A 24,237-nucleotide genomic window follows, 5' to 3' on the forward strand; every position below is an offset into this window, starting at 1 on the left:
TCATCGCGCCCCGAATCGCAGGTACAACGCCGGCACTACCAGCATGTTCAGCGCCGTCGAAGACAAGAGCCCCCACAGCATGACGATGGCCATGGGCGTTTGCAGCTCGCTGCCGGGCTGACCGCCGGCCAGTGCCAGCGGCACCAGGGCGAGGCCCGCCGAGAGGGCTGTCATCAGGATCGGCGCCAGGCGCTCCATCGCGCCGCGGCGGACGGCGGCGCGGAAGTCGACCATGTGCTCGTCTTCCACCAGATGACGGATATGGGTCACCAGCATGACGCCGTTGCGGGTGGCGATGCCGAAGAGCGCGATGAAGCCGACGATGGCGGCCACGGAGACGACGCCGCCGGCGGCATAGACGCCGAAGATGCCGCCCACCAGCGCCAGCGGCAGATTGAGCATGACCAGGGCTGCATCGCCCGCGGAGCGGAAGGCGACGGTGAGCAGCAGGAAGATGCCGACGACGACACCGGCGCCCAGGATCAGCAGGGTCCGGCGCGCCTGGGCGGCGCTCTGGAACTGGCCGCCGTAGGCGATGCGATAGCCCAAGGGCAATTTCACCTGCTCAGCCACGGCCCGCTGGATATTGGTCACCACCGAGCGCAGGTCCGTCCCGGCGCCGTTCGCGGCTACGTTGGCGGAGACCACGATCTTGCGCTGCACGTCTTCGCGGCTCACGGTATTCGGTCCGCGGTCGCGGCGGATGTCGGCGAGCGCGTGCAGGGGCAGCCGAGCGCCATCGGGGGTGGTGATGAGGGTCTCACGGATGCGCTGAAGGTCTTCCCGGGCGCTGTCCGGATAGCGCATGACCAGATCGAAGCTGCGCTGGCCCTCCAGCACGCGGGAGACCCGGCTGCCGTAGAAGGCGGCCTCGATGGCGCGGGAGACCTCGGCGACGCGCAGCCCGTGGCGGGCCAGCGCAGCGCGGTCGAAGTCGATGTGCACGAAGGGGATGTCCGCCTGCTGCTCGACGAACAGGTCGACGACGCCGGGCACGCCCCGCATGGCCGCTTCCACCTCGCGGGCGAGGCGCCGCAGCTCGTACAGGTCGTCGCCGAACAGCTTCACCGCCACCGCGGCGCGGGTGCCCGAGAGCATGTGATCGACCCGGTGGCTGATGGGCTGGCCGATGGTGATGGACAGGCCCGGCACCTGGGCCACGCGCTCGCGCAGGGTGGCGAGCAAATGGTCCATGTCGCGGGTGCCGCCACCCTGGCCTGTCAGGTCGAGGCTGACCTCGATCTCGGTGCTGTTCGCCTCCTGGGTGTGCTCGGCGAGCTCCGAGCGCCCGGTGCGCCGGGTGGTGCCGATGACCTCCGGCTGCTCCAGCAGGGCCGCCTCCAATTGCGAGGCCAGGGCATCGGACTGCGCCAGCGAGGTGCCGGGCGGTGTGCTGGCGAGGATGGTGAGGCTGCCCTCGTTGAAGGGCGGCAGGAAGGTCTGGCCCGCCTGGCTCAGTGCCACCAGGGCCGCGGCCAGCAGCAGAAAGGACGACCCCGCCAGCAGCTTCCAGCGCCGCAGTGTCGCATCCAGCAGCGGCCCATAGCCGGCCTTGAGCCAGCGCACCAGGGCCGGCTCGCGACCACTGCGGATGGCCCCGGAGCGCGGCAGCAGGATGCAGGACAGCACCGGCGTGACGGTGACCGCCACCAGCAGCGAGGCCGCCAGTGCTACCACGTAGGCGAGCCCCAGGGGTGCGAGCAGCCGGCCCTCCACGCCGCTCAGGAAAAACAACGGCAGGAAGACCAGGATGATGATCAGGGTCGCGAAGACGATGCTGGACTGGATCTCGTGAGTGGCGGCGTAGACGACGGCGAGGGTCGGCCGGCGCGCCTCGGCGGGCAGGGCGGCGTTCTCGCGCAGGCGCCGGGCGATGTTCTCCACGTCGATGATGGCGTCGTCCACCAGGGCGCCGACGGCGATGGCCATGCCGCCCAGGGTCATGGTGTTGATGCTGGCACCCAGGGCCTCCAGCACCAGCACCGCGGCGAGCAGGGACAGGGGGATCGCGAGCGCCGTGATGACCGTTGCGGTGGCGCTCCACAGGAACAGGAACACGATCAGCACCACCAGGATGGCGCCGTCGCGCAGGGCCGCCTCCACGTTGTCAACGGCAAGCTGGATGAAGTCCGCCTGACGGAACAACCCGGTCTCGATCTCCATGCCCGCCGGCAGGCTCCGCTGGATCTCGGCAATGCGCCGGTCCAGGCGCGAGGTCAAGGCCAGGGTGTTGGCGTCCGGCTGCTTCTGGATGGCCAGCACCACTGCCGGCGCACCGTTGGCGGAGGCCGCGCCCCGGCGCACCGCCGGGCCGATGCGCACCTCGGCGACGTCGTGGATATGCACCGGCACGCCGCCGCGCTCGGCGATGACGGTGGCGGCGATGTCCTCGGCGCCATGTACCCGGCCCAGGCCGTAGATCAGGTATTCCTGGCCGTTCTCGGCGAGGAAGCCGGCGGAGGTGTTGGTGTTGGTCTCGACGAGCGCCGCGCGCACCTGGTCGATGCCGATGCGGTAGTCGGCGAGCTTGAGCGGGTCCAGCAGTACCTGATACTGCCTTGTGTCGCCGCCCGTGGGCACGATCTGCGCCACGCCGGGCACCGCCAGCAGCTGCCGGCGCAGGGTCCAGTCGGCCTCGGTCTTGAGGGTCATGGCGTCGTGGCGGGGGCGGCCGTCGGCATCCAGCGCCGAGCGCAGCGCGATGTACATGACCTCCCCCATGATGGAGGTCACCGGCGCCAGCGTCGGCGGGGCCATGTCCGGCGGCAGCGAGGGCAGGGCGGTCTGCAGCCGCTCGGCGACGATCTGGCGAGCGCGGTAGATATCCGCGCCCCAGTCGAATTCCACGTAGACGATGGCCGCGCCGATGCTGGTGGACGAGCGGATGCGGCGCACGCCGGACGCGCCGTTCATGGCGGTTTCGATGGGGACGGTGACCAGGGTCTCCATCTCCACCGGGGCGAGCCCCGGGGCCTCCGCGAGGATGGTCACCGTGGGCGCGGTGAGGTCCGGGAAGACATCCACCGGCATCTGCAGGGCGCGATGGGTGCCGTAGCCGAGCAGCAGCACGGCGGCGGCGAGGACGAACAGCCGGTTGCGCAGGGACCAGTCGATCAGGGTGCCGATCATGCCCGCGCCCTCAGTGGTCGTGGCCGTGATGCTGGCCGGCATCGGCCTCTGCTCCGGCGGCCAGGTGCACCAGATAGGCGCCGCGGCTCACCACCCGCTCGCCCAGCCGCACGCCGTCATGGACGCCGACAAGGTCACGGTCGCGCAGCCCCGTGTGCACCAGTCGGCGCTCGAAGCGGTCGCCGCCCACCTGCACATAGACCACGTCGGCACCGGCATCATTGACCAGGGCCCCGGCGGGGACCACCAGGGTGTGCGAGGCCTCCCCGGTGTAGACCCGGGCACCGACCGACTGCCCCACCCGCAGCCGCTCGCCGTTGTCATACGCGCTGGGCGCGAATTCGAGCACCACGGGCACGGTGCGGCTCTCCGGGTCCACCATGGCGCCGTAGGTCACCAGCCGGGCGCCGGTGGCCGGTGTCAGGACGAACACCTGGCCGCCACCCGCAGCCTCGGCGCCGTGCAGGCCCCGCACTCGGAACCAGGCGCCGACGGGGGTCTGGATGCGGCCAATGTCTGCTTCCGCCACCCGTGCATCCAGCCACAGGCGCTCGGGGCTCACCAGGTGGAACAGCCGCGCGCCCTCCTCCACGAAGGCGCCGGGGGCCACCTCGACCCGGGCGACCACGCCGCCAATGGGGGCGCGCACGGGCACGCCGGCGCCTTCGCCCTCTTCGGTGCGCTGGATCTGGGCCAGTCGGCGGCGGGCCGCGGACAGCTCCGCCGCGGCCACGTCCTCGTCACCCCGGGCCTGAAGCACCTCCCGGAACGGGATCGAGCGGTCCTCCCACAGGGCATCCAGCCGCTCGCGCTCCTGGCGGGCCAGGTCCAGCGCGGTCTCGGCGCGGGTGACGGCGAGCTCCAGGCCCGCGACATCCGCCTCGCCGCTCAGGCGCGGCACCAGGTAGGCGAGGGTCTGCCCCGCCGCCACCTGCATGCCGGTGTACGGGAAGCCGCCAGCTGCCGGGCGCAGATGGGCGTCGATGGGCGCCGTGACATGGGCATCACCATCGGCGCTCGCACGCAGCACGCCGGTGGCGGGGACTGAGCCCCGCAGGAGGCGCCGCTCGACCGCGGCGGTGGCGAAGTCCGAGAGCCATTGCTGCTCCTTGGTCAGCTGAACGCTGGCGCCTGCCGCCGCGGGCTGTGCCGGGGCCGGGTGATCATGGTCCCACTGCTGATGGGAGTCGCCGGCGTGATCATGCGCTCCCGCGGGGGCGCTGTCGTGGTCATGACCGTGGTCCCGGGCATCGCCGGCCTCATGGTCATGCTCGTCGTCGTCCGCGTCCGCGTCCGCGTGCGCGTGCGCGTGCGCGTCCGCGTCCGCGTGCTCGTGCGCGTGCTCGTGCTCCGCTCGCTGGTCGTGGTCCGGCGCGTGGGTATGCCCATCGGCGTGCATGCCTCGCGTACCTGGCTGCGCCACCGATACCTTCAGGGCAAAGCGAGCCGTCGTCTCTCCGTCGGCCCAGGACAGTGCCAGCTGATGATGTCCGGCGCGGTCCGGCGTCAGCCGCAGTCGATAGACACCGGGGCGGCTCGGCTCGGCGACCTCTGCGGCAATTGCCGCGGGCTGACCCCTGGCGCTGTCATGCCCTTCCGACCCGAGCTCGGGGGTCAGGGATGCCGTGACCCTGCCACGATGCAGGGGCGAGAAGTCCGACAGCCGCGTCAGAAAGATCAGCAGCTCCGCGGACTCGCCGGCGACCAATGGCGGGTGCTCGAGGAACAGCTCGACATCCTGCGTCCAACGGGTCGCCGTCAGGATCTCCTCGGGGTCCGCGTCATGGTCGTGGTCATCCGCGTGTGGATGCTCGCCGCCGAGCGCTTCGATCAGCCAATGCTGGAGGCGATGCCACAGCGAGTCGTTCAAGTGCGCGTCCGGGGCGTGCGCGTGCTGGTGCCCGGTATCCTGGACAGCAGCCCGCCTCCCGGGTTGGTCATGGCCTTGCTGCGCGGCGGCATGGGCATGCATGTGCAGGCCCGCTGTGACGGCTGCGGTGCCTTCCGCTGCGTTCATTCCCCGGGCCGCAGTCAGGGCAGGGATCAGGACAAGGAACAGGGCGAATGTCCGCCGCGGGCGGACGACAAGCAGTTTGCGTGGCACGCTCCATCATCTCCATCGCTTTGAGAACGAATGCCGTGGGCGACGGGCAGGGCGTCGCCTCCGGGCTCGGCGTCGGGCTCAAGCGCTGGCGCGAGGTGGGCGTTCGGGCGGGGAGAGGCGCTGAGATCGCCAGGTCGCGCGATACGACACCGGATGCTGGCGGATCAGGTGGACGCCGACGGCAGGGCAGCAGCCGGGCAGGCCCGGCAGGTGGGCCCCGGCCTGGCAGGCCGGACCACAGGCGTGGTCATCAGCCTCATGGTTCTGCGACGCGGATGCGGCGGGCATGGGGCCAGAGGTCAGTGACGAGTCCCGACCCTGGTCAGCATGGGCTGAGAGGTGCGCATGGTGGCCGGCCTGTGCCTGTGATGCAACACGCCCATGTGCGGACAACGCATGCTGCGACGCGATGACAGCCGCCATGGACGGCTGCAGGAGCATTATCAGGGCTGTCAGCAGCGGGATGACCCAATCACGATGGCGCGCATTCACGGCAAAGCACCCGACTCCATCTTGCCAGAAGCGGTCCGCTGGCGGAGCCGGCACGACCTCGCAGCGTCGTATGCCGGATCAGGACTGCACTCGGCTTTCCGCCGCCCCGCAGATTGGCGCCGGCGGCAGGAGACCGCAACCCGCCCGGTCAGTCGTTCGCTGCCAGGCGTCTGCGCACGAACTCGGGCTGTGCGAGGGCCGCGGCATGGATGTCGGCGTTGTAATAGGTGGTGTCCAACAGGTTGCCTGCGTCGATGCGGCGGAAGTCCGGCAGGCGTTCCCCGGCCGCTGCCATCGTGGCGCTCCACCAGCCCGATGGGTAGATGGTCTGGGGAAAGAAGAGCGTCTGCACGGCGCCGAAGCCGGCGGCGCGCAGGTCGTCGTACATGCTGCGGATGATGTCGAGGTGATAGAGGGGCGATTCGCTCTGCTGCACCAGCAGCCCGTCATCCGCCAGCGCCCGGCGGCAGTCGCTGTAGAAATCCTCCGTGAACAGGCCCTGGGCAGGGCCCACGGGGTCCGTGCTGTCCACGATGATCACGTCGAGGCTGCCCGGCTCGGCGTCCGCCATCCAGCGGATGCCGTCGGCGAAGAGCAGTGTTGCGCGCGGGTCATCGTTGCCGGCGGTGAGCTCCGGGAAGAACTGCTCGGCGACGCGGGTGACGCGCTCGTCGATATCGATCTGGGTCACCTGCTCCACGTCAGCGTGCTTGAGCACCTCACGCAGGGTACCGCAGTCACCGCCGCCGATGATGCAGACGCGCTTGGGTGCCGGATGGGTCAGTAGCACCGGGTGGGCGAGCATCTCGTGGTAGAGGAAGTTCTCGCGCGAGGAGAGCATGGTGAAGCCGTCGATGACCATGAGATTGCCGAACTGCTCGGTCTCGTAGACCTCGATGGTCTGGTAGTCACTGCGCTCCTCGTGCAGCTTCCGGCGGATGCGCAGCGAGAAGGCGCTGCCCGCACCGTCCTGGACTTCGGTGAACCAGTGCTTGTCGTCGAGGTTGGGCATGGTGACGGGCGGCTGGGGCTTGCGTGATGGGAATTGCGGTGCCCGGGCCGCGCGCGGCGGCGGGGCCCGGGCTGGCGTCAGAGCGTGTTACGCGGCTCAGCGCGGATAGCGGTCGTCGAGGTTCGCCGGGCAGAGCACGTCGCGCATGATACCGATCAGCTCCAGCAGCTGGTGATTGCGGATCCGATAGAAGATCCGGTTCGCCTCCTTGCGTGCGACGACGATGTTCTTGTTGCGCAGCTGCTCCAGGTGCTGGGAGATGTTGCTCTGCGACGTCCCGGTGCGCTCGACGATCTCGCCGACGGAGAGCTCGCGGTCGCCCAGGGAGCAGAGGATCTTCCAGCGCAGTGGGTGCGCCATGGCCTTGAGCGCCATGGCCGTCAGAGCCGTGTCCTCCTGGGAGGGCGGCGTGGACGGATCCTGATCCGCGGGTTGTTGCTCGTTCATCGTTACGGCCATCGCTTACCTTGGGTGGGCAGGCCCGCCGTGCGCGCGGGCGCAATTGTCGTCATTGTCGTTGTCGTGGCGCGGGCGGACGGCGGTCAGCTTACCGACGCCCTGGCAGCGGACTCCTTCGTCCGGTACGCGGCCTCGTCATCGATGCGGACATAGCCGGTCATATCCTTGGCGATGCAGATGATCTCGCTGATCCGGCCGGCGTCGTCCTTGACGGCGGTGCGCGAGAACAAAATCGGCACCCGCTTGCCGTCTTTGGCGATGAAGCGCGCCTCGATCTTGGCCAGCGCCCCGGTGCGGATCAGTGCCTCCAGCCAAGTGCCCATGAAGGCGCCGGCCTCTTCGTCCCCTTCTTCCTCGAAAACGTCGCCGATGGAGAGCCCGATCAGATCCTGCTCGGCGTACTCCAGCATGGCGCAGGCGGTGGGGTTGGCCTGTTTGATGATGCCCTCCGCATCCAGCACCAGCAGCGCCTCGCCCATGTAGGTGACGATGTTCTCCAGGTACTGCCGGGCCTGCTCCAGCTCGCGGGTGCGCTCGGCGACCTTCTCTTCCAGCGCGACGTTGAGCGCGCGCTCCTTGGCGATGAGCCGGAAATAGGTGCTGATCTTGTTGATCAGCAGATTGTCGTCGATGGGCTTCAGCAGATAGTCCACGGCGCCCACGGCGAAGCCGCGCTGCTGGAACTCCTCGGACTTGAAGGCGGCCGTGAGAAAGATGATCGGGATATCACGGGTGCGCTTGCGCAGCTTCAGCAGCGAGGCGGTCTGGAAGCCGTCCATCTCCGGCATCTGCACATCGAGAATGATCAGATCGATGTCGCGGTGCTCCAGCGTCAGGTCAATGGCCTCACGCCCTGAGGACGCCTCCAGCACGGTGGCCGCGTCCAGGTGCTTCTCGATCAGCGTGCGCAGCGTATACAGGTTGTGCGCATGATCGTCCACAATCAGGATCTTGTAACCGGAGCCCTCTGTCATAGCTGCCGTCATGCCATGTCCTGTGCCGCAGCCTCGCTCTTGTCCGTTGCGGCGGGCGACAGCGCCTGCTCCAGGATGCGCGTCAGCGCGGCGCGCTCCAGCGGTTTGTCGAGAAAGCCTGCGGCGCCGGCCGCACGGCAGCGCTCGCGCTGTGCCTCGTCGAGGTTGCCGATGATGTAGATGGGCGGGATGCCCTCTGCCGTCTCGCCATTAATCCGTTTGATCCTAGCACAGCTTTCTTCTGTTGACGCCGATGCGGCAAGCAACAACAGGGCGCAGTCGTGCTCGTCCGACAGGGTCTCCAGCGCTTCGTCCGCATCGGCGGCCGTCTGCACCCGCACGCCCATGGTCTCCAGCTCCGACGTGGCCGTCACCAGGCATTGCACATCGCGCTCCACCAGCAGCACCCAGCGATCCTGGCCGAGCGCCGCCGGGGCCGCCACCTCCACCGGGGCCGGCGTCTGTGGCTTGCGGCTCGGGACGGTGTCCGCCGCCGCCGTCTTTGGGCTCAAGGCCGGACGCCCGGCCGCCGGCAGCGGTGGCTCGGCACGCTGCTCCAGGATCTCCACCGCATCCAGCTCCTCCGGGTCCAAGGCCAGGGGCAGCAGCAGCGTGAAGCGGGAGCCCTCGCCGAGCGTGCTCTCCACCTGGATTCCCCCACCCAGCAGCTGCGCCAGCTCGCGGCTGATGGAGAGTCCGAGTCCGGTGCCGCCGTAGCGCCGGCGGGTGGAGCCGTCCGCCTGCTGAAAGGCTTCGAAGATGATCTGCTCCTTGCCCGGCGGGATGCCGATGCCGGTGTCTGTCACCGCGATGGCGAGCGGCCGCTCTTCGGTGCCCGGGCGCACGGCGATGGTGACGGTGCCGGCATCGGTGAACTTCGCTGCATTGGACATGAAGTTCTTCAGGATCTGGCGCAGCTTACCGCGGTCCGTGTAGACCCGCTCCGGTGCGTCCGGGGCGATGTCCAGGTGCAGCGCCAGGCCCTTCTGTGTCATGGGCGGGCGCATCATCTCGGCGAGCTCGGCGAGCATGGACGCCAGCTCCACCCATTCCAGGCTGACGGTCACCGGTCCCGCCTCGATGCGGGAGATGTCCAGAATGTTGTCGATCATGGTGCGCAGGTCACGCCCGGCCTCATTGATGACCTGGGCCTGGCGGCGCTGCTCGTGATCGAGGCCGGACTCTTCCGCCGCGAGCATTTTCGACAACAGCAGAATGGAGTTGAGCGGCGTGCGCAGCTCGTGGCTCACATTGGCCAGAAACTCCGACTTGTAGCGGTTCGACTGCTCCAGCTCCCGCGTATGCTCGCGCTCGGTGGCGATGTGCTCGGCGTGGTTGTGCGCGAGGGCGTTCAGCTGCCGGCCGAGCTCGCGAACCTCCTGCGGCCCCTGCCAGTCGAAGCGCCGGTCCGGGCGCTGCCCCGTATCCGGCGGACTGGTGTCGCGCAGGATGGACTCGATGCCGCTGATCAGCTCCTGGCCGAAGCCCTCGGCGCGGTTCGCGAGCCAGCGCGCCATCAGCAGCACCACCAGCACCAGCACGAGGATGATGGACAGCACGCGCGCCATCAGCGCATCGCGGAACTGCTCGATGGGCGAGGGGTCCACCGGGCGTCCCACCCACAGCGGCACGCCTTCTTCGGTGAGGAACATGGGCACCCACAGGAGCGGGGGGCCGTTGGGGTTCTTCCAGAGCGCGAGCTTGCCTTCCTCGAAGATGCCGTCGAGGCCCGGGAAGTCCTCGAAGGCCGTGGCCGCGTCGCTCAGGGGCTCGCCCGGGCGCAGGTAGCTGCCGTCGTTCGTGACCCAGAGGGTGTCGCGGTAGTACTGCGCGAGGCCGCCGACGTCGATGGTCATCAGCAGCAGCCCCGGCGGCAGTGCGTTGCCGCCGCCGCGCTCCCCCACCGGGCTCGCCAGCTGCAGGGTCATGAGCTGGCGTGGGTCCTCCATGCCCGCATAGGGATTGATGCGGATGCGGCTGACGATCACCTCGCCCTGCTGCAGCTTGATGCCGGCGTTGACGAAGCCGCGGCTCGGCGGCTCCGGCGGCAACGGCGCCGGCTGCCACTCGTGGGTCTGCGGGTCGCGCCGCAGCCAGAAGCGCTCGCTGCCGGCGGCATCCACGAACAGGATCTGGATCACGTCCAGCTGGTCCGGCAGCATCTGGTTGATCCAGCCGGTGTAGCGCGCGCGGGCGCGGTCGATGGCGTCCTCACCGCCGCTTGCGCCGAGAATGACGCCGGGCTCCGGCAGCTTGGCCAGCAGACGGATCATCTCGTCGCGGCTCGCCAGGTGCTGGTCAAGGTCGCGGAAATCGGCCCGCAGGTTCTGGAGATAGGCCTTCTGGTAGAACATGGCCGTGCGGTCCAGCACCAGCGGCAGGTTGATCAGCACGGCGATGATCAACGGCGCCAGGCCGAACAGCAGCAGCAGCAGCAGGATGTAGTAGCGGAGCTTCACGCCGGGCCTCGCGTCCGTGACCAACCAGTTACGATACCCGGCCGCGACAACCGATGGAATGGGTCTTACCGCCGTTCCGCCAGGGTTTCGGCTGCGGCCCATGTCCGTCCACCGGCCTGCGACCGGGGTTGTGGGAGATGCCCATGCTGAAGGTGCTCTATCGCGATGCGCATCTGGTGGCGGTGGACAAGCCGCCGGGGCTCCTGGTGCATCGCACCCGCATCGCCGACGCCGACAGCTTCGTGCTACAACGCCTGCGCGACCAGCTGGGGCGCCGCGTGCACGCGGTGCACCGGCTCGACCGGCCCACCTCGGGCGTGCTGCTGTTCGCCCTCACCGCCGATGCGGCGCGGCGGCTGTCGGCCCAGTTCGCGACGCAGCGCGTGGCCAAGCACTATCTTGCGGTGGTGCGCGGCTGGCCGCCCGTCGCCGGCCGCATCGATTGGCCGCTGGACGATCCGGAGGCGAGCGCACCGGGTCGGCGTCTGCCACGACCGGCACTCACCACCTACCGGCGGCTCGCCACGGCGGAGCTGCCGGTCGCCGTGAGCCGCTATCCGACGAGCCGCTATGCCCTGGTGCTGGCAGCGCCCCACACCGGGCGGCGCCACCAGCTGCGCCGGCACTTCGCGCACATCCGCCACCCCCTGATCGGCGACACGACCCACGGCGAGGGCCGGCACAATCGGCTCTTTCGCGAGCGCTTCGGCCTGCACCGACTCCTGCTGCATGCCTGGCGGCTCGACTTCACCCATCCGGACACGGATGCGGCCATGCGCGTCACGGCGGCGCCGGATGCCGACTGGTGCCGGCTGTTCGAGTCGCTGGGGTGGGCGGAGGCCTTGCCGCAGCGGATGGAAGCGTCTTGACCGGGCAACGATGCTGCGCGCTGGGGCCACCGCTTGATTAAGTGTACCGTCCCCGTATTGGGTCTCCGTATCCGGGGCTTCCGGGGCTTCCGGGGCTTCCGGGGCTTCCGGGGCGAGCGGGGGCTCAGAGATCGCGGACGAGCTCCAGGACCCGGGCGGCGTGGCCCTTGGGCTTGATGTCGTAGAGGGCGTGTCGGATCAGGCCGTCGCGACCGACGATGAAGGTGGAGCGCACGATGCCCATTTTCTTCACACCGTTTTTCTCTTTTTCGCGCCAGACATCATAGGCTTGGCAGACGTCGCCGTCGGTATCCGCGAGCAGCGTGACGCTCAGGCCGTACTTGTCGCGAAAGGCGCCGTGACTGGCGCAGGTGTCGCGGCTGATGCCGATGATGTCGGCACCCGCCGCGGCAAAGTCCTCGTGCAGGTCCGTGAACTCCAGGGCCTCCATGGTGCATCCCGGCGTGTCGTCCTTGGGATAGAAGCACAGCACGATGTGACGCTCGCCCCAGAGCTTGGTGATGTCCACCCGTTCCATATCCGCGTCGGGCAGCGAGAAGGGCGGTGCCGGGTCGCCGGGTTGCAGCATGATCTCCCCCTGGTCAGCGGTTTGTCGTGCGGTGGCCGGCAGGTGCCGGCGCCGGCTCAGATGTCGGCGTCCGCTGGTCGAAATCTGGTCCAAAACTGGGCGAAATGTAGGCAGCCGTCGGTGACGCGTCAACCGCGGTGGCAGCGCGTCTATACGCCGCCTCGGAGGGTGCGCAGCGGTGCCGCTGACCCGCGTCTGCGCTGCGTGTTCGGTGGCAGGCTCGGGGCCCGCGCGCAGGCACCGGGGTGTGGGGTCCTCAGGCTGCTTCTGTGCCGGTTGGGGTGCCGGCGGGTCTGGTGTCGGCCGGCCTGTCCTGAGGCTCTGCGCGAGCGCCGTTGGGCGGTGTCTCCTGTTCCGGCGGCAGCCGCACGCTGGCCACGGTGCCGCCACCCACGCGGCTGCTCAGATGGATCTCCATGTCGTTGGCCACCGCGAGCTGACGCGCCACGGCCAGGCCGAGCCCGGAGCCGCCGGTGCGGCGGTTGCGCGAGGCCTCCAGCCGGTAGAAGGGGCGGAACACCGCCTCGCGCTCGTCTTCCGGAATGCCGGGGCCGCGGTCGAGCACGAAGATTACGGCCGCGCGGTGATTGCAGTCGAGGCGCACCTCCACCGGCGCCTGACTGTAGCGCAGGGCGTTTTCGATGAGGTTGCCGAGGATGCGGCGCAGGGCCAGTGCGCTCACGCATTGCACACAGTGCTGCGTGGGCCGCCAGACGATGCGCGGGCGGGTGCCCACCACCTCGCCGATGAGCTTGACGATGTCTACGCGGTGGCGCTCGCCGGCACCGAGGGTGCTGCCGAGCTCCACCGCCTGGCTGATCTGCGCGTTCATCTCCTCAAGGTCCCGCTCCATGCGCGCCTTCAGCGCCGGGTCGGTCTGGCGCGGCAGCATCTCCAGCGCCAGGCGCAGGCGGGTCAAGGGCGTGCGCAGGTCGTGGGAGATGCCCGCCAGCAGCACGGTGCGGTCCGCGAGCAGCTCGCGCACCTGCTGGCTGGTCTCGTTGAACTGCCGGGCGAGGTTTGCAAGCTCCCGTGGACCGCTCTCGGGCAAGGGCTCCGGCGAGCGTCCCTTGGCGACTTCCTCGGCCGCGTGGGCGAGGCGCGTCAGCGGCGAGGTGATGCGCCGGGCCAGCACCGAGGCCGTCACCACCAGCAGCAGCAGCGCCAGCGTGGAGATGATGAAGAGTCCCTCAAGCGGCTTGGTGTTGATGCGGTCCCGGGGGAAGCCCGCCCAAACGTGCCCCTGCGGCGTGTCCAGGTCCACCCAGAACCAGCGTTTGCCGTCGATGACATTGCTCTGCATCCGCACCTCGGCACCGGCGCGCCCGCTGAGCGCCTCGCTCAGCCGCTGTACATAGGGAAAAAAGTAATGGCGCAGATGCTGGGGAGCCTCGGCCTCGGTGCGCAGCCAAAGCTGGTAGTCGTTCAGGAGCTTGAAGCGGTACTCGCCCTGCATTTCTTCGGGCAGCTGCACCAGGGTGTGGGCGGAGAGCTCCATAAAGGCGGCGAGGTCCGCCGTGGAACGCTGCACCACGGGGAACAGCGCATAGTAGACGACGGTGAAGAAGGTGATCAGCGCGAAGCTGCCGAAGGTGAGCACCAGCGTCAGCAGCACCCGCGCGAACAGCGACGCCGGCAGCAGCGAGCGCACCCTTCAGCCCTCCGCCTGGGGGGTGAAGATATAGCCGCGGCCCCAGACGGTGCGGATGTAGATGGGCTGTTTCTTGTTCGGCTCGATCTTCGCCCGCAGCCGCGCCACCTGCACGTCGATGCTGCGGTCGAAGGGGTTGCGCTCGTAGCCCTTCAGCAGGTCCAGCAGGCGGTCGCGGTGGAGCATCTGGTTGGGATGCTCGACGAAGATGCGCAGCAGATCGAACTCGCTGCCCGTCAGCGTCACGGGCTCCCCGTCGCGGGTCAGCTGGCGGGCCGGGATGTCCAGCCGGTAGGGCCCGAAGCTCACGGCCTCCGGCGCCGCCGCCTCGGCCGCCGGCGCCCGCCGGCGCAGCACGGCGCGAATGCGGGCCAGCAGCTCGCGGGGGTTGAAGGGCTTTGCGAGGTAATCGTCGGCGCCGACTTCGAGGCCCACGATGCGGTCGATGTCCTCCCCGCGTGCGGACAGCATGATGATGGGGATGTCGTCCTTGGTGCGCAGACGCCGCGCCAGGGTCAGTCCATCCTCACCCGGCAGCATCAGGTCCAGAATCAGGAGATCCGCCTGATGCGTGTCGAGCCAATCGAACATGGCCGCACCGTCTTCCACGCCGCTCACCTCGAAGCCTTCCTGGCGCAGGTAATCGGTCAGCAGCTCGCGCAGCGAGGCGTCATCGTCGACCACGAGCACGCGGGTGGGGCCTTCGGCGGCGGACATGGCTCAAGCTCATCCAGGGCGTGGGGCAGCGCGTGCCGGGTGCGTTCTTGTGACGCGCTTCCGAGAATCTGCGGCAGCCGTCGGAATCACCACGGCGCCTGTAACAACTTGTCACAATATTAGCACTTGGCGAAATAACCTGGTCGATGCCCTCAAGGAGAATGACTGTCGACCCGGGGGGAAGCCCGGTCTCGGCCGGCGCCTCAGGCGCGGCCCGACACAGCACCAGGGCCACACAGCACCAGGGCCACACAGCACCAGGGCCGGATCAGCCCAGCATGAGACACAGGCTAGCGCAGTTGCGGGAAACGGAGGCAGTACCATGAGTTTCGACGCATTGACCATCAGCGGCATGGTGGCCGCGCTCGTGAGCGCCGGCTTCATCGTCGGCATCGTGCGTAACAACGAGCGTCTGCGCAGCCGTGATGCGCAGGACCGCAGCACGGACTGAGCACAGCAGCATCGTCGAGCGAGCCGGTTGTGGCCCGGGCGGAGTCCCCCGCCGCCGCGGGTGCGCCGGCAGCCCTTCCCGATTCAGCGCGGAGCCGATGTACGCCGCACTGACCCCCGCGCGGCAGCACGCCGGCGCGCCGCATCGTCCGGCAGGATTTCACAGGCCCGTGTGCGCCTGAGTGGCGCCCTTTGGGAAAACGATTTCTGGGCAGCAAGCCAGTTGGCCGCCCGGCAGCACACACCCTGCCGAGGCGGTCTTTTTTTGGCGCATCCTTACAACAGCGACCGGTGGGCTCGGGCGCGGTGCCCGGTGGATACGCGGCTGGGTATATATTCGGCTGGGTGGATACGCGATTGGGGCTGTGTGGGCCGGGCGGCGGCGGGCCTTCAGGATCGGCCGTGCTCGCCAGGCAGGGCCTCGGTCAGGATGTCGAAGACGGCTTCCAGCGTCTCCAGGACTTCCCGGGTGACGGCCAGGGTCTTGGGGTCCGTGCCGGCGTCGTCGCCAGCGAGCGCCATGGCGCCCTGCAGCGTGTCCGGCGCCAGGCCCAAGTGGCCAAGATCGATCTGGGTGAGCTCTTTCAGCTGGGTGCCGCGGGTCATCGATGATCTGCCTCCGCCCCCGGTGATGGGAAAACCCGTACTGCCACTCGCCGGGCATGCTACCCCAAGTCTTTGCGCGGTGTCTGTGCCGCATTGGTGCTTTGCGGCCCCTGTGCTCGGTCGGCGCCCGCGCTGGCGCCAGCGCCGCCGCCGCGGCTTTCGGTGGTGTCGCAGGTGGTGACGCCGTTCGTCGGACGATGCACGGCGAGGCGTGTTCTTGATCTGCGACAAGGACCGTCGCTGGCGGGCGGCGCCGCCGCTGCGCGGGCAGACGCAAGCGGCGCTATCGCTTGACCGGCGACACTTCTCATGACCGCCCGGGTGACGCATGCTGGCAGTTACCGTTCATGCGCCCGTTCACAGAAGGCGAAGCACCCCACCACCAAGACCAGGAGCCCGTGCCATGCAGGTCCGCGATTACATGAGCCCCGCGCCCGTCACCATCGACGCGGGGGCCGACTACCAACAGGCCTTCAGCGTCATGGAGGAGAAGAGCCTCCACCACTTGCCCGTGCTGGACGCCGCGGGCAACTGCGCCGGCCTGGTGGCGCGCCGCGACCTCCAGCTCGCCGCCCGCTGCTTCCAGGAGGCGCCGGTGGAGATCGGCGAGATCATGCACAAGCCCGTCACCACCATCGCCCCCGACGCGGACCTCAGCGCCGCCGTCGAGCGCATGATGGACGACCACATCGGCTGCCTGCCCGTCTCCGACGATGGCGGCGGCCACCTGGTCGGCATCATCACCGAGACGGACCTGATGCGCGCGCTCAAGGACCTGCTGGCGCAGCGCGGCGGCTGAGTGCAACGGGGGCCGGTCACCACGGCCGGCCCCGGCGGCAAAGCGCTCAGGCGGCCACCCCTTTCGGGTTCGGCCCATGCGCATTCGTGCCCGGCTGGCTGTCCTGCACGAAGAAGAAGATCAGCACCAGCGCGCCGATGATCGGGATCAGGATCAGCAGGTACCACCAGCCCGTGCGCCCCGTGTCGTGCAGGCGCCTGGATGCAGGATCAGGGTATGGCGCGGGGACCTGGTCCTCTTCTCCACGATGATGCCATTGACCAGCTCCGTTTTGACGTCCACGAGCCCCAGGTCCCGCAGAACGTGGCAGCTCTCCACCGAGATCGGAGCGACCCGCCGCCGCACCCCGGGGCTCTCCAGGATGTCGATCATTGCGGATAACTCGCGTGCGAATGCCGGCTCAGCTGCGGCGGCGCCCCTGCACCCGCAGCCGCAGCGCATTCAGCCGGATGAAGCCCGTCGCATCGCCCTGGTCATAGGCGCCGGCGTCCTCCTCGAAGGTGGCGATGGACTCGTCGAACAGGCTGTTGGTGTCCGACCGGCGGCCCACGACCATGACGTTACCCTTGTAGAGCTTCAGGCGCACGTCGCCGTTGACCACGGTCTGGGTCTGGTCGATGGCCGCCTGGAGCATCTCCCGCTCCGGGCTGAACCAGTAGCCGTTGTAGATGAGCTGCGCGTAGCGCGGCATCAGCTCGTCCTTCAGGTGCGCCGCCTCGCGGTCCAGGGTCAGGGACTCCATGGCGCGGTGGGCCTTCAGCAGGATGGTGCCGCCGGGGGTCTCGTAGCAGCCACGGGACTTCATGCCGACGTAGCGGTTCTCGACGATGTCGGCGCGGCCGATGCCGTGCTCGCCGCCGATGCGGTTCAGCGCCGCCAGCACCTCGGCCGGGGTCATGGGCTTGCCGTCGATGGCCGTCACGTCCCCGTGCGTGAAGCTCAGTGCGATCTCCACGGGCGTGTCCGGCGCGTCCTGCGGGTCCCGGGTCCAGCGCCACATGTCGCCGCCCGGCTCCACCCAGGGGTCCTCTAGGTCGTAGCCCTCGTAGGAGATGTGCAGCAGGTTGGCGTCCATGGAGTAGGGCGACTTGGTGCCGTCGCGCTTCTGCTCGATGGCGATGCCGTGGGCGGCGGCGTAATTCATGAGCTTCTCGCGGGACAGCAGGTCCCACTCCCGCCATGGCGCGATGATCTTGATGTCCGGGTTCAGGGCGTAGGCCGTCAGCTCGAAGCGCACCTGGTCGTTGCCCTTACCGGTGGCGCCGTGGCTGATGGCGTCCGCGCCGGTCTCCGCGGCGATCTCCACCAGGCGCTTGGCGATGAGCGGGCGGGCGATGGAGGTGCCGAGCAGGTACTCGCCCTCGTAGAGGGCGTTGGCGCGGAACATCGGGTAGACGAAGTCGCGCACGAACGCCTCGCGCAGGTCGTCGATGTAGATCTCCGTGATGCCGGCGGCCTGGGCCTTCTCCCGGGCGGGCTCCAGCTCCTCGCCCTGGCCGATGTCGGCGGTGAAGGTGACCACCTCACAGCCGTATTCCTGCTTCAGCCACTTCAGGATCACGGAGGTGTCGAGGCCGCCGGAATAGGCGAGCACGACCTTCTTGACGGGGGTGCGGGACATGGCGGGCTCCTGTGACGCGGGATGGGGGAAGTTTGAAGTGTGCAGCTAGAAGTGTGAAGTATGCGCGTTCCCCGGCGCCTGGGCACCGGCGGCTCGGCGCTGCTGCTGATGGACGCTGCGCCTTTAAGACAGGTCGGGCGGACCCCGCGCTCGAAGCCCGGGTCGGGATTGGTTACCCTTGCCGCCCATGGCGAAGAAGCACAAGAAGCGGTCCGGTCGCGGCACCCCGAAGTCCGCGCAGCAGGCCCAGCAGGCGAGCCCGGAGGTCCGCGCGCGTGCGGCGCAGGACGCGCTGGCGCAGGGCCGGTTCCGCGATGCCGTCGGCGGTTTCAAGGCGCTGCTCAAGGAGGATGCGGCCAGCGAGCACACCCCGGCGCGCCGCCTCGCCCTCGCCGAGGCCTATGCCGGCCGCGCGCGGGAGTTGACTGCCAAGGGCATGCACAAAGAGGCGCTCGCCATCTGGGACAACCGGGCGGCCCTCGGCCCGGAGGTGCCGCCGGCACCGGAGCACGCCGCGCTGAAGCTGCGCCTCGGCGACCCTGGGCCGCTGTTGGCGCTGTGGGCGCGCGCGGATGCGCTGCCCCGTGACGAGCGCGAGCAGATCGGCACCTGGCTCGCCGCCGCCGCGCTGGCCGATGCCGCACCGGGGCTGCAAGGGCTTGCGGCAGACGACCCGCTGCGCCGCCACGCCGAGCCCGCGCGCGCTGCGCTCGACGCCTATTGCGCCGGGGACGACGCGGCCCTGGAGTCGGCGCTGGCGGGCATCCCATTCCGCTCACCCTACCGCGACCTCGCGCTGCTGCTGAAGGCGTTGAGCCGCCTCGAGGCCGAGCCGGCGACGAGCCGCGATCTGCTCGCGCGCATCGGCGCTGCGTCCGCCTTTGCGCCCCTGCGCCAGGCGGCCGAGGCGGCGCTGCTGTCGGATGCCGATTGCCTGGACGCGCTGCACCGGCTTGGCCCCCGCCAGGCGCAGCTGGCCGCCGCCCTGCGCGGCTGGTCCGCCGAGCAGCTCGCGTTGGCCCGGGAGGTCGCGGCCATGGACGCCCCGCTGGACGCGCCGGCGGACGCCGACGCCCGCAAGGCCCTGCTGCGGCTCCTGGAGCGTCACCGCGAGCTGCTCGGCCGCGATTGGGCCGCGCGAGCTGCCCGGCGGCTGTCGGCGTCGCTGCCCGGAGCCGGCGGCGGGCGGCATGCGCCGGCATCGCGTGCACGGGATCTGATCGAAGACACGCTGTCCGAGGCGCTCGCCGCTGCGCATGCGGCGGAGGCCGACGGTCATCCCTGGAATGTCCTGAATGCCTGGGACGATGTCGCCGAGGTGCTGCGGGTGGCGGCGGAGGCCGAGCCGACGGACCCGGACCGGCCCGTGGCGATCGCGCTGGCGTTGCGCCGGGCCGATCAGTACTTCGACCTCCTCGGCGTGGATGTGCCCGATACGGAGCCGGACTCCGAGCAGTCTGTCGCCGCCGAGCAGCTCGCGCGCAGCCTGGAATGGGACCCGGAGCACCGGGACACCTATCTGCGCCTCATCGGCTGGTACCGCCGCGGCGCCCGACTCAAGGACGCGCGCCGGGTGCTGGCGGCGGCGCAGGCGCGCTGGCCGCGCGATATGGCCGTGCTGGAGGCGGCGCTCGACACCGCCCTGGCCGGGGACGCCTTCAAGAAGGCCGCCGGCATCGCCCGGCAGATGCTGGACATCGACCCCATCAACAGCGGCGCGCGGCGGCGCCTGGTGGATGCCCACATCGCCCACGCCGCCAAGCAGCTCGGGAAGGATCGTCCCGACTTGGCAAGTAAAGAGCTGCATCAGGCACGGCAATGGACCCAGCGCGGCGCGGGCCTTCAGACCTTGCGCGAGCGTCTCGACTTCATGCAGGCGCTGGCGAGGCTGCACGTCGTCGGCGTCGATGCCGGCCGCAAGCGCGTGCAGGAGCTGCTGGAGCAGTGCGGCCCGGGGCCGGTGGCGCAGCTGGAGCTGGCCCTTGCCGCCGAGCTGCTACTCTTCGATCAGGTCAAGCTCTTCGAATTACTCGATCTGCCCAAGGTCAAGCTGCAGGCCCCGGGCGATCTCAGACTCATCCTCACCCGACTGCGGGAATTCGCGGAGCGGCGCAAGCGCTACGCGGTGAGCCTGGTCGATTGGCTGAAGACCCTGCTGCAGGGGGCGCCCTGGAAGCAACTGGACGCCGAGGCGCTGGAGCTCGCCTGCGAGACCCTGCGGCGGATGCGCCTGAGCGCGCCGCGCCGGGAGGCCGCCGGTGCGGCGCTGAAGTGCTGGGCGGGAACGCCCGCGTTCGTCTTTCATGCGCTGGAGAGCAAATACGACGAGTCCGGGAGCCCGGGGGCGGCCGACCGCGTCAAGCTGGAGCAGGCCCTGGAGCGCGCCGAGCGCGACGGCGATGCGCGCACCGTCAGCCGGCTGCTGTCGCTGCGGGAGACATTCTGGCCCTTCAGTGGCTTCCCGCCGTCGGGCTTCGATCACCTGCTGGATGACGCGGGCGATGACGAGCCGTTCGACCTGCCTGACCCCCGGCTCGATCCAGGCGCCGATGAGGTTGCAGCGAACCTGCTGGACAAGCTCGATCGCCTGCCGTTGCGCCAGGCGCTGGAGGCCTGCGGGATTCCCAAGTCCCTGCGCAAGCGATTGTTGAAGCTCGCCCGTGACGAGGGCGAAGCCTTTGTCAGAGAGCAGCTCAAGCAACTGTTGCGCGACACCGAGGCGAGCTTCCACGCCGAAGACGCACCGACCGAAGCGCGCGGCCGCCGCAGTGGGCGTCAACCAGACGACGACCATCCCGAGCAACTGGATCTCTTTTGATGTCTGACCCCTATCTCACCCTCGGCGTGGCGCCAGGCGTGGACGACGCCGCCGTCGAGCAGGCCTACCGCAACGCCATCAAGCGCTGCCCGCCCGATCGGAACCCGGCCGCGTTCCAGGCCGTGCGCGCCGCCTACGAGCGCCTGCGTACCCGCCGCGACCGTGTCGCGTACGAGCTGTTCGACGCCGAGCCGCCGGCACCGCTCGATCTGCTGCGCCGCGCCCTGACTGCCCCCGGTGCGGGGCCCGCTGCCGCGCCCAGTGCCGCGCCCAGTGCCGCGCCCAGTGCCGCCTCCGGTCCTGACCGCCGCCGCCCCGACCCTGACCTGCTGCGGGCGCTGCTGCGCGGGGAGGCGTAGGTGGAGGACGCTGCCAAGGACGCCCTCGCCGCCCGCTTCCGCGCCTATCTGGACCTGCCGCCCGCACCCGAGGTGCCGGCGTCGGTGTCCGCGGAGGCGCCGCCGGCGCCGGACCTGTTCACGCTGCTCGCGGAGGTCGCGGCACTCAAGAACGAGGTCAAGCTCGAATCCCGCCAGGTCAAAGGCGCCCTGGACGAGTTCCGCGGCCTGTTCGAGACGCTCAAGAGCGCCCACGACCGGCTCGCGGACGAGCAGCAGCGCCGCCGCGAGCACGAGCGCGCCGCCCAGGCCCGGGAGCACCGGGACCTGCTGCTGGAGCTCCTGGAGCTGCGCGATCGGATGCAGGCCGGGCACGCCAGCGCCGCGGGTCACCGGCCCCGGGGGCTGTTCGGGCGGCGGCGGGTCCGCGCCTTTGCCGCCGCCATGGCCGATGGCCAGGCCATGAGCCTGCGCCGCCTGGACGAGACCCTGGCGCGGCGCGGCGTCCGGCCGCTGGCGGCGGTGGGCCAGCCCTTCGACCCGCACCGCATGCACGCCGCAGAAGTGGAGTCCGACCCGGCGCGGCCCGCGGGCGAAGTGATCCGGGAGCTGCGCCCGGGCTTCCTGCTCCACGGTGAGCTGCTGCGCCTGGCGGAGGTGGTCGTGAACCGCCCCGACGCCGTCACCGCCCCGGCGCCGTCACCGACACAGATCGAGACCAAGACATGAGCGAGACCATCATCGGCATCGACCTCGGCACCACCAACTCGGAGGTGGCCGTGATCCGCGACGGGCGTCCACAGGTACTGGACGTGGACGGCGGCCCCATCCTGCCCTCGGTGGTGGGCCTCGCGGATGACGGCTCGCTGCTGGTGGGCCGCGCCGCCCGCAACCAGTACGCCCTGTATCCGGAGCGCACCGTCCGCTCCGTGAAGCGCCGCATGGGCGAGGACGTGCAGCTGGCCATGGGCGGGCAGTCCTACAGCCCGCAGGAGATCTCCGCACTGATTCTGAAGCGGCTCAAGGCCGCCGCCGAGGCGCATCTGGGCGAGCCGGTGCACAAGGCCGTCATCACCGTGCCGGCCTACTTCTCCGATGCCCAGCGCCAGGCCACCCGCGATGCGGGCGAGCTGGCGGGCCTCGAAGTGGTGCGCATCATCAACGAGCCCACCGCCGCGGCGCTGGCCTACGAGGTGGATGCGAAGGCAGCCCGCACCATTCTGGTCTACGACCTGGGCGGTGGCACCTTCGACTGCTCCGTGGTGCGGGCCGGCGGCGAGGTCACCGAGGTGCTGGCGAGCCACGGCAACAACCACCTGGGCGGCGACGACTTCGACGCCAAGCTGATCATGCACGTGCTGGAGCACCTGCGCACCGAGCACGACTGCGACGCGAGCGATGACCGTGCCGCCATGGCCCGCCTCGCCCGCGCCTGCGAGGCGGCCAAGATCGCACTCAGCGACGCCCCCTATGCCCGCATCGACGAGGAATACCTGCTGCCGGACCATGACCCGCCGGTCAACCTGTCGCTGGAGATCGACCGCGAGACCTACGAGGAGATGATCGAGGGCTGGATCGACGAGACCCTGGAGGCCGTGCACACTGCCCTGAAGGGGGCCGAGCTCACGGTCGCCGACATCGACGAGGTGCTGCTGGTGGGTGGGGCCACCCGCACCCCGCTGATCCAGCAGCGCCTGGAGCAGACGCTCGGCATGCAGCCGCGCGCGGAGATGGACCCGGACCTGTGTGTCGCCGCCGGCGCCGCCATCCAGGCGGGGGTCATCGCCGGCGAGGCCACCACCGCGGTGCTGGTGGACGTGACGCCCTACACCTTCGGCACCAGCGCCGTCGCCGAGATGAACGGCGCACTCTACCCCCATTGCTTCGTCCCGCTGATTCGCAAGAACAGCCCCATCCCCACGGTCAAGAGCGAGGCCTTCCAGACCATGACCGACGGGCAGGCGGCCGTGGACGTGCGGGTCTATCAGGGCGAGGACCGCGATGCGCTGAACAACACCCTGATCGGCTCTTTCCGGGTGGAGGGACTGAGCGATGTGCCGGCGGGCAACATCGTGGTGCTGCGCTTCGAGCTGGATCTGGACGGCATCCTCAAGGTCACCGCCACCGAAAAGCGCACCGGCCACGAGAAGCACATCGCCATCGACAACGCCACCGCCCGCTTCGAGGCCGAGGAGCTGGAGGCCGCCAAAGGGCGCCTCGCCGCGCTCATGGCCGACGAGGCCGAGATCCTTGATGAGACCCTTGCCCCGGGCGCTGCGCGTCCGCAGGAGGAGCAGCGCGAGGTGGTCCAGGCCCGCGCCCTGCTGGAGAAGGCCGAGCGGCTGCTTGAGACCGCGGGCGTCGAAGACAAAGACGATCTGGTGGACCTGAGCGAGACCGTGCGCGATGCCCTGGACGCCGGCGACATGCCCAAGCTCGGCCCCGCGGTGGCGTCCCTGTCCGACCTGATCTACTACCTGGAGACCTGATGGAGCGCTGCCCCAACTGCCGCGCCCGCACCGACGGCACCGACACCTGCCGGCGCTGCGGCATGGCGCTCGGGCTGCTTCAGGCCACCGAGCGCGCCGCCGAGCACTGGCTGCGCCTGGGCATCGCCCACCTCGCCGCGGGCGCGCCGCAGGCCGCCACCCGAGCACTCAACCGCTCCCTGGCACTGCGCCACGATCCCCTCGCCGAGGAGCTGCTGGAGCTGGCGCCGGGGCTCGTGCGGCAGTTGCCGGGCGCAGCCGCCGCATCCGGATCGCCCGACGGCTCCCGCGAAACCTGAAAGGTTGTGACGAAACGCACCTCCGCTGCTGCGGACGCCTCCGAGCGTGCCCGGAGACGTCCTCGCGACGGCGGGCGGATGGTCCACACCCGCTGAGCCGGCGAAAAAGTCCTGCGCCGCGACTCAGAACCTGCTAACGTGAGAACGGAGGACCGCCGGTTGCCGGCCTCAGGCCGTCCGGCACAAGGCATCTGCCATTTCGACGAGACCGCCCGGTCTGCTCCGGCGCCACGCCGCCGCCCAGGCCCCGCCCGCTCCCCACGAGATCCGTAGCATCCTGCCTCCTCCTGCCGTCCCGGCGCCGCTGGCTCACCAGCCGCGTCGGCGGCCGTCTGCCGCTGCCGCGGCGCCGCCCCGCGCAC

The 24,237-nt window shown here is 69.9% G+C and carries 21 protein-coding genes; 8 read left to right on the top strand and 13 right to left on the bottom strand.

Going from position 1 to position 24,237, the window contains the following annotated elements; translation table 11 throughout:
* The 6 genes from QZ607_RS17110 to QZ607_RS17135 all read right to left on the bottom strand — a co-directional run bounded on the left by QZ607_RS17110 (position 1) and on the right by QZ607_RS17135 (position 10,629).
* On the bottom strand, positions 1 to 3,129 hold the full coding sequence (locus QZ607_RS17110; RefSeq protein WP_295885184.1) for an efflux RND transporter permease subunit: 3,129 nt from the start codon (positions 3,127 to 3,129) through the stop codon (positions 1 to 3).
* 10 nt (positions 3,130 to 3,139) lie between these two features.
* On the bottom strand, positions 3,140 to 4,999 hold the full coding sequence (locus QZ607_RS17115; RefSeq protein WP_295885083.1) for an efflux RND transporter periplasmic adaptor subunit: 1,860 nt from the start codon (positions 4,997 to 4,999) through the stop codon (positions 3,140 to 3,142).
* An 874-nt stretch (positions 5,000 to 5,873) separates the two neighbouring features.
* Positions 5,874 to 6,737: a polyamine aminopropyltransferase gene (speE, locus tag QZ607_RS17120; protein ID WP_295885085.1), complete on the bottom strand. Its 864-nt coding sequence runs from the start codon at positions 6,735 to 6,737 to the stop codon at positions 5,874 to 5,876.
* A 96-nt stretch (positions 6,738 to 6,833) separates the two neighbouring features.
* Positions 6,834 to 7,184: an ArsR/SmtB family transcription factor gene (locus tag QZ607_RS17125; RefSeq protein ID WP_367268215.1), complete on the bottom strand. Its 351-nt coding sequence runs from the start codon at positions 7,182 to 7,184 to the stop codon at positions 6,834 to 6,836.
* Between the two features lie 95 nt (positions 7,185 to 7,279).
* Positions 7,280 to 8,170, bottom strand: coding sequence for a response regulator (locus tag QZ607_RS17130; protein ID WP_295885088.1), 891 nt, complete (start codon positions 8,168 to 8,170; stop codon positions 7,280 to 7,282).
* Positions 8,171 to 8,178: 8 nt separating this feature from the next.
* Positions 8,179 to 10,629, bottom strand: a complete 2,451-nt coding sequence (locus QZ607_RS17135; RefSeq protein WP_295885090.1) for an ATP-binding protein — start codon at positions 10,627 to 10,629, stop codon at positions 8,179 to 8,181.
* A 143-nt stretch (positions 10,630 to 10,772) separates the two neighbouring features.
* Here QZ607_RS17135 and QZ607_RS17140 point away from each other — a divergent pair, with 143 nt between their 5' ends.
* Positions 10,773 to 11,498: a pseudouridine synthase gene (locus QZ607_RS17140; RefSeq protein WP_295885092.1), complete on the top strand. Its 726-nt coding sequence runs from the start codon at positions 10,773 to 10,775 to the stop codon at positions 11,496 to 11,498.
* Between the two features lie 124 nt (positions 11,499 to 11,622).
* Here the strand turns inward: QZ607_RS17140 and QZ607_RS17145 are convergent, their stop codons facing one another.
* The 3 genes from QZ607_RS17145 to QZ607_RS17155 form a co-directional block, all read right to left on the bottom strand.
* The gene (locus QZ607_RS17145; protein WP_295885094.1) at positions 11,623 to 12,087 is read right to left on the bottom strand and encodes a peroxiredoxin; all 465 of its coding nucleotides are present in this window, start codon (positions 12,085 to 12,087) and stop codon (positions 11,623 to 11,625) included.
* A 256-nt stretch (positions 12,088 to 12,343) separates the two neighbouring features.
* A complete protein-coding gene (locus QZ607_RS17150; RefSeq protein ID WP_295885097.1) occupies positions 12,344 to 13,738 on the bottom strand; it encodes an ATP-binding protein in 1,395 nt (464 codons plus the stop codon).
* Between the two features lie 3 nt (positions 13,739 to 13,741).
* The gene (locus QZ607_RS17155; RefSeq protein WP_295885100.1) at positions 13,742 to 14,455 is read right to left on the bottom strand and encodes a response regulator; all 714 of its coding nucleotides are present in this window, start codon (positions 14,453 to 14,455) and stop codon (positions 13,742 to 13,744) included.
* A gap of 322 nt (positions 14,456 to 14,777) precedes the next feature.
* Between QZ607_RS17155 and QZ607_RS17160 the strand changes: the two genes are divergently transcribed.
* Entirely contained in the window at positions 14,778 to 14,906 is a 129-nt protein-coding gene (locus QZ607_RS17160; protein WP_295885105.1) for a hypothetical protein, read from the top strand.
* Between the two features lie 389 nt (positions 14,907 to 15,295).
* Here the strand turns inward: QZ607_RS17160 and QZ607_RS17165 are convergent, their stop codons facing one another.
* Positions 15,296 to 15,511 (bottom strand): hypothetical protein, encoded by a 216-nt coding sequence (locus tag QZ607_RS17165; RefSeq protein ID WP_295885108.1) that lies wholly within the window; start codon positions 15,509 to 15,511, stop codon positions 15,296 to 15,298.
* 403 nt (positions 15,512 to 15,914) lie between these two features.
* On the opposite strand from QZ607_RS17165, the gene QZ607_RS17170 reads away from it, so the two are divergent.
* Positions 15,915 to 16,310: an HPP family protein gene (locus QZ607_RS17170; RefSeq protein WP_295885111.1), complete on the top strand. Its 396-nt coding sequence runs from the start codon at positions 15,915 to 15,917 to the stop codon at positions 16,308 to 16,310.
* Positions 16,311 to 16,356: 46 nt separating this feature from the next.
* Here QZ607_RS17170 and QZ607_RS25915 read toward each other — a convergent pair whose 3' ends face one another.
* The 3 genes from QZ607_RS25915 to QZ607_RS17180 are packed head-to-tail and all read right to left on the bottom strand — an operon-like array spanning position 16,357 to position 17,931.
* A complete protein-coding gene (locus tag QZ607_RS25915) occupies positions 16,357 to 16,503 on the bottom strand; it encodes a DUF805 domain-containing protein (RefSeq protein ID WP_367268216.1) in 147 nt (48 codons plus the stop codon).
* A complete protein-coding gene (locus QZ607_RS17175) occupies positions 16,464 to 16,682 on the bottom strand; it encodes a hypothetical protein (protein WP_295885114.1) in 219 nt (72 codons plus the stop codon). The genes QZ607_RS25915 and QZ607_RS17175 overlap by 40 nt, the downstream gene beginning before the upstream one ends.
* Before the next feature lie 28 nt (positions 16,683 to 16,710).
* The gene (locus QZ607_RS17180) at positions 16,711 to 17,931 is read right to left on the bottom strand and encodes an argininosuccinate synthase (protein WP_295885116.1); all 1,221 of its coding nucleotides are present in this window, start codon (positions 17,929 to 17,931) and stop codon (positions 16,711 to 16,713) included.
* Positions 17,932 to 18,118: 187 nt separating this feature from the next.
* Here QZ607_RS17180 and QZ607_RS17185 point away from each other — a divergent pair, with 187 nt between their 5' ends.
* From QZ607_RS17185 to QZ607_RS17205, 5 genes are read left to right on the top strand one after another with little or no spacing between them, the layout of a single operon-like run.
* On the top strand, positions 18,119 to 20,749 hold the full coding sequence (locus tag QZ607_RS17185) for a hypothetical protein (protein ID WP_295885119.1): 2,631 nt from the start codon (positions 18,119 to 18,121) through the stop codon (positions 20,747 to 20,749).
* Positions 20,749 to 21,108, top strand: coding sequence for a J domain-containing protein (locus QZ607_RS17190; protein WP_295885121.1), 360 nt, complete (start codon positions 20,749 to 20,751; stop codon positions 21,106 to 21,108). The genes QZ607_RS17185 and QZ607_RS17190 overlap by 1 nt, the downstream gene beginning before the upstream one ends.
* Positions 21,109 to 21,816, top strand: coding sequence for a nucleotide exchange factor GrpE (gene grpE / locus QZ607_RS17195; RefSeq protein ID WP_295885124.1), 708 nt, complete (start codon positions 21,109 to 21,111; stop codon positions 21,814 to 21,816).
* On the top strand, positions 21,813 to 23,576 hold the full coding sequence (locus QZ607_RS17200; RefSeq protein ID WP_295885128.1) for an Hsp70 family protein: 1,764 nt from the start codon (positions 21,813 to 21,815) through the stop codon (positions 23,574 to 23,576). Before grpE ends, QZ607_RS17200 begins: the two co-directional genes overlap by 4 nt.
* Positions 23,576 to 23,875 (top strand): hypothetical protein, encoded by a 300-nt coding sequence (locus QZ607_RS17205; RefSeq protein ID WP_295885129.1) that lies wholly within the window; start codon positions 23,576 to 23,578, stop codon positions 23,873 to 23,875. Before QZ607_RS17200 ends, QZ607_RS17205 begins: the two co-directional genes overlap by 1 nt.
* Positions 23,876 to 24,237: the final 362 nt, after the last annotated feature.

This window comes from uncultured Thiohalocapsa sp., assembly GCF_913063425.1.
In the GTDB taxonomy this organism is placed as follows: Bacteria; Pseudomonadota; Gammaproteobacteria; order Chromatiales; family Chromatiaceae; genus Thiohalocapsa.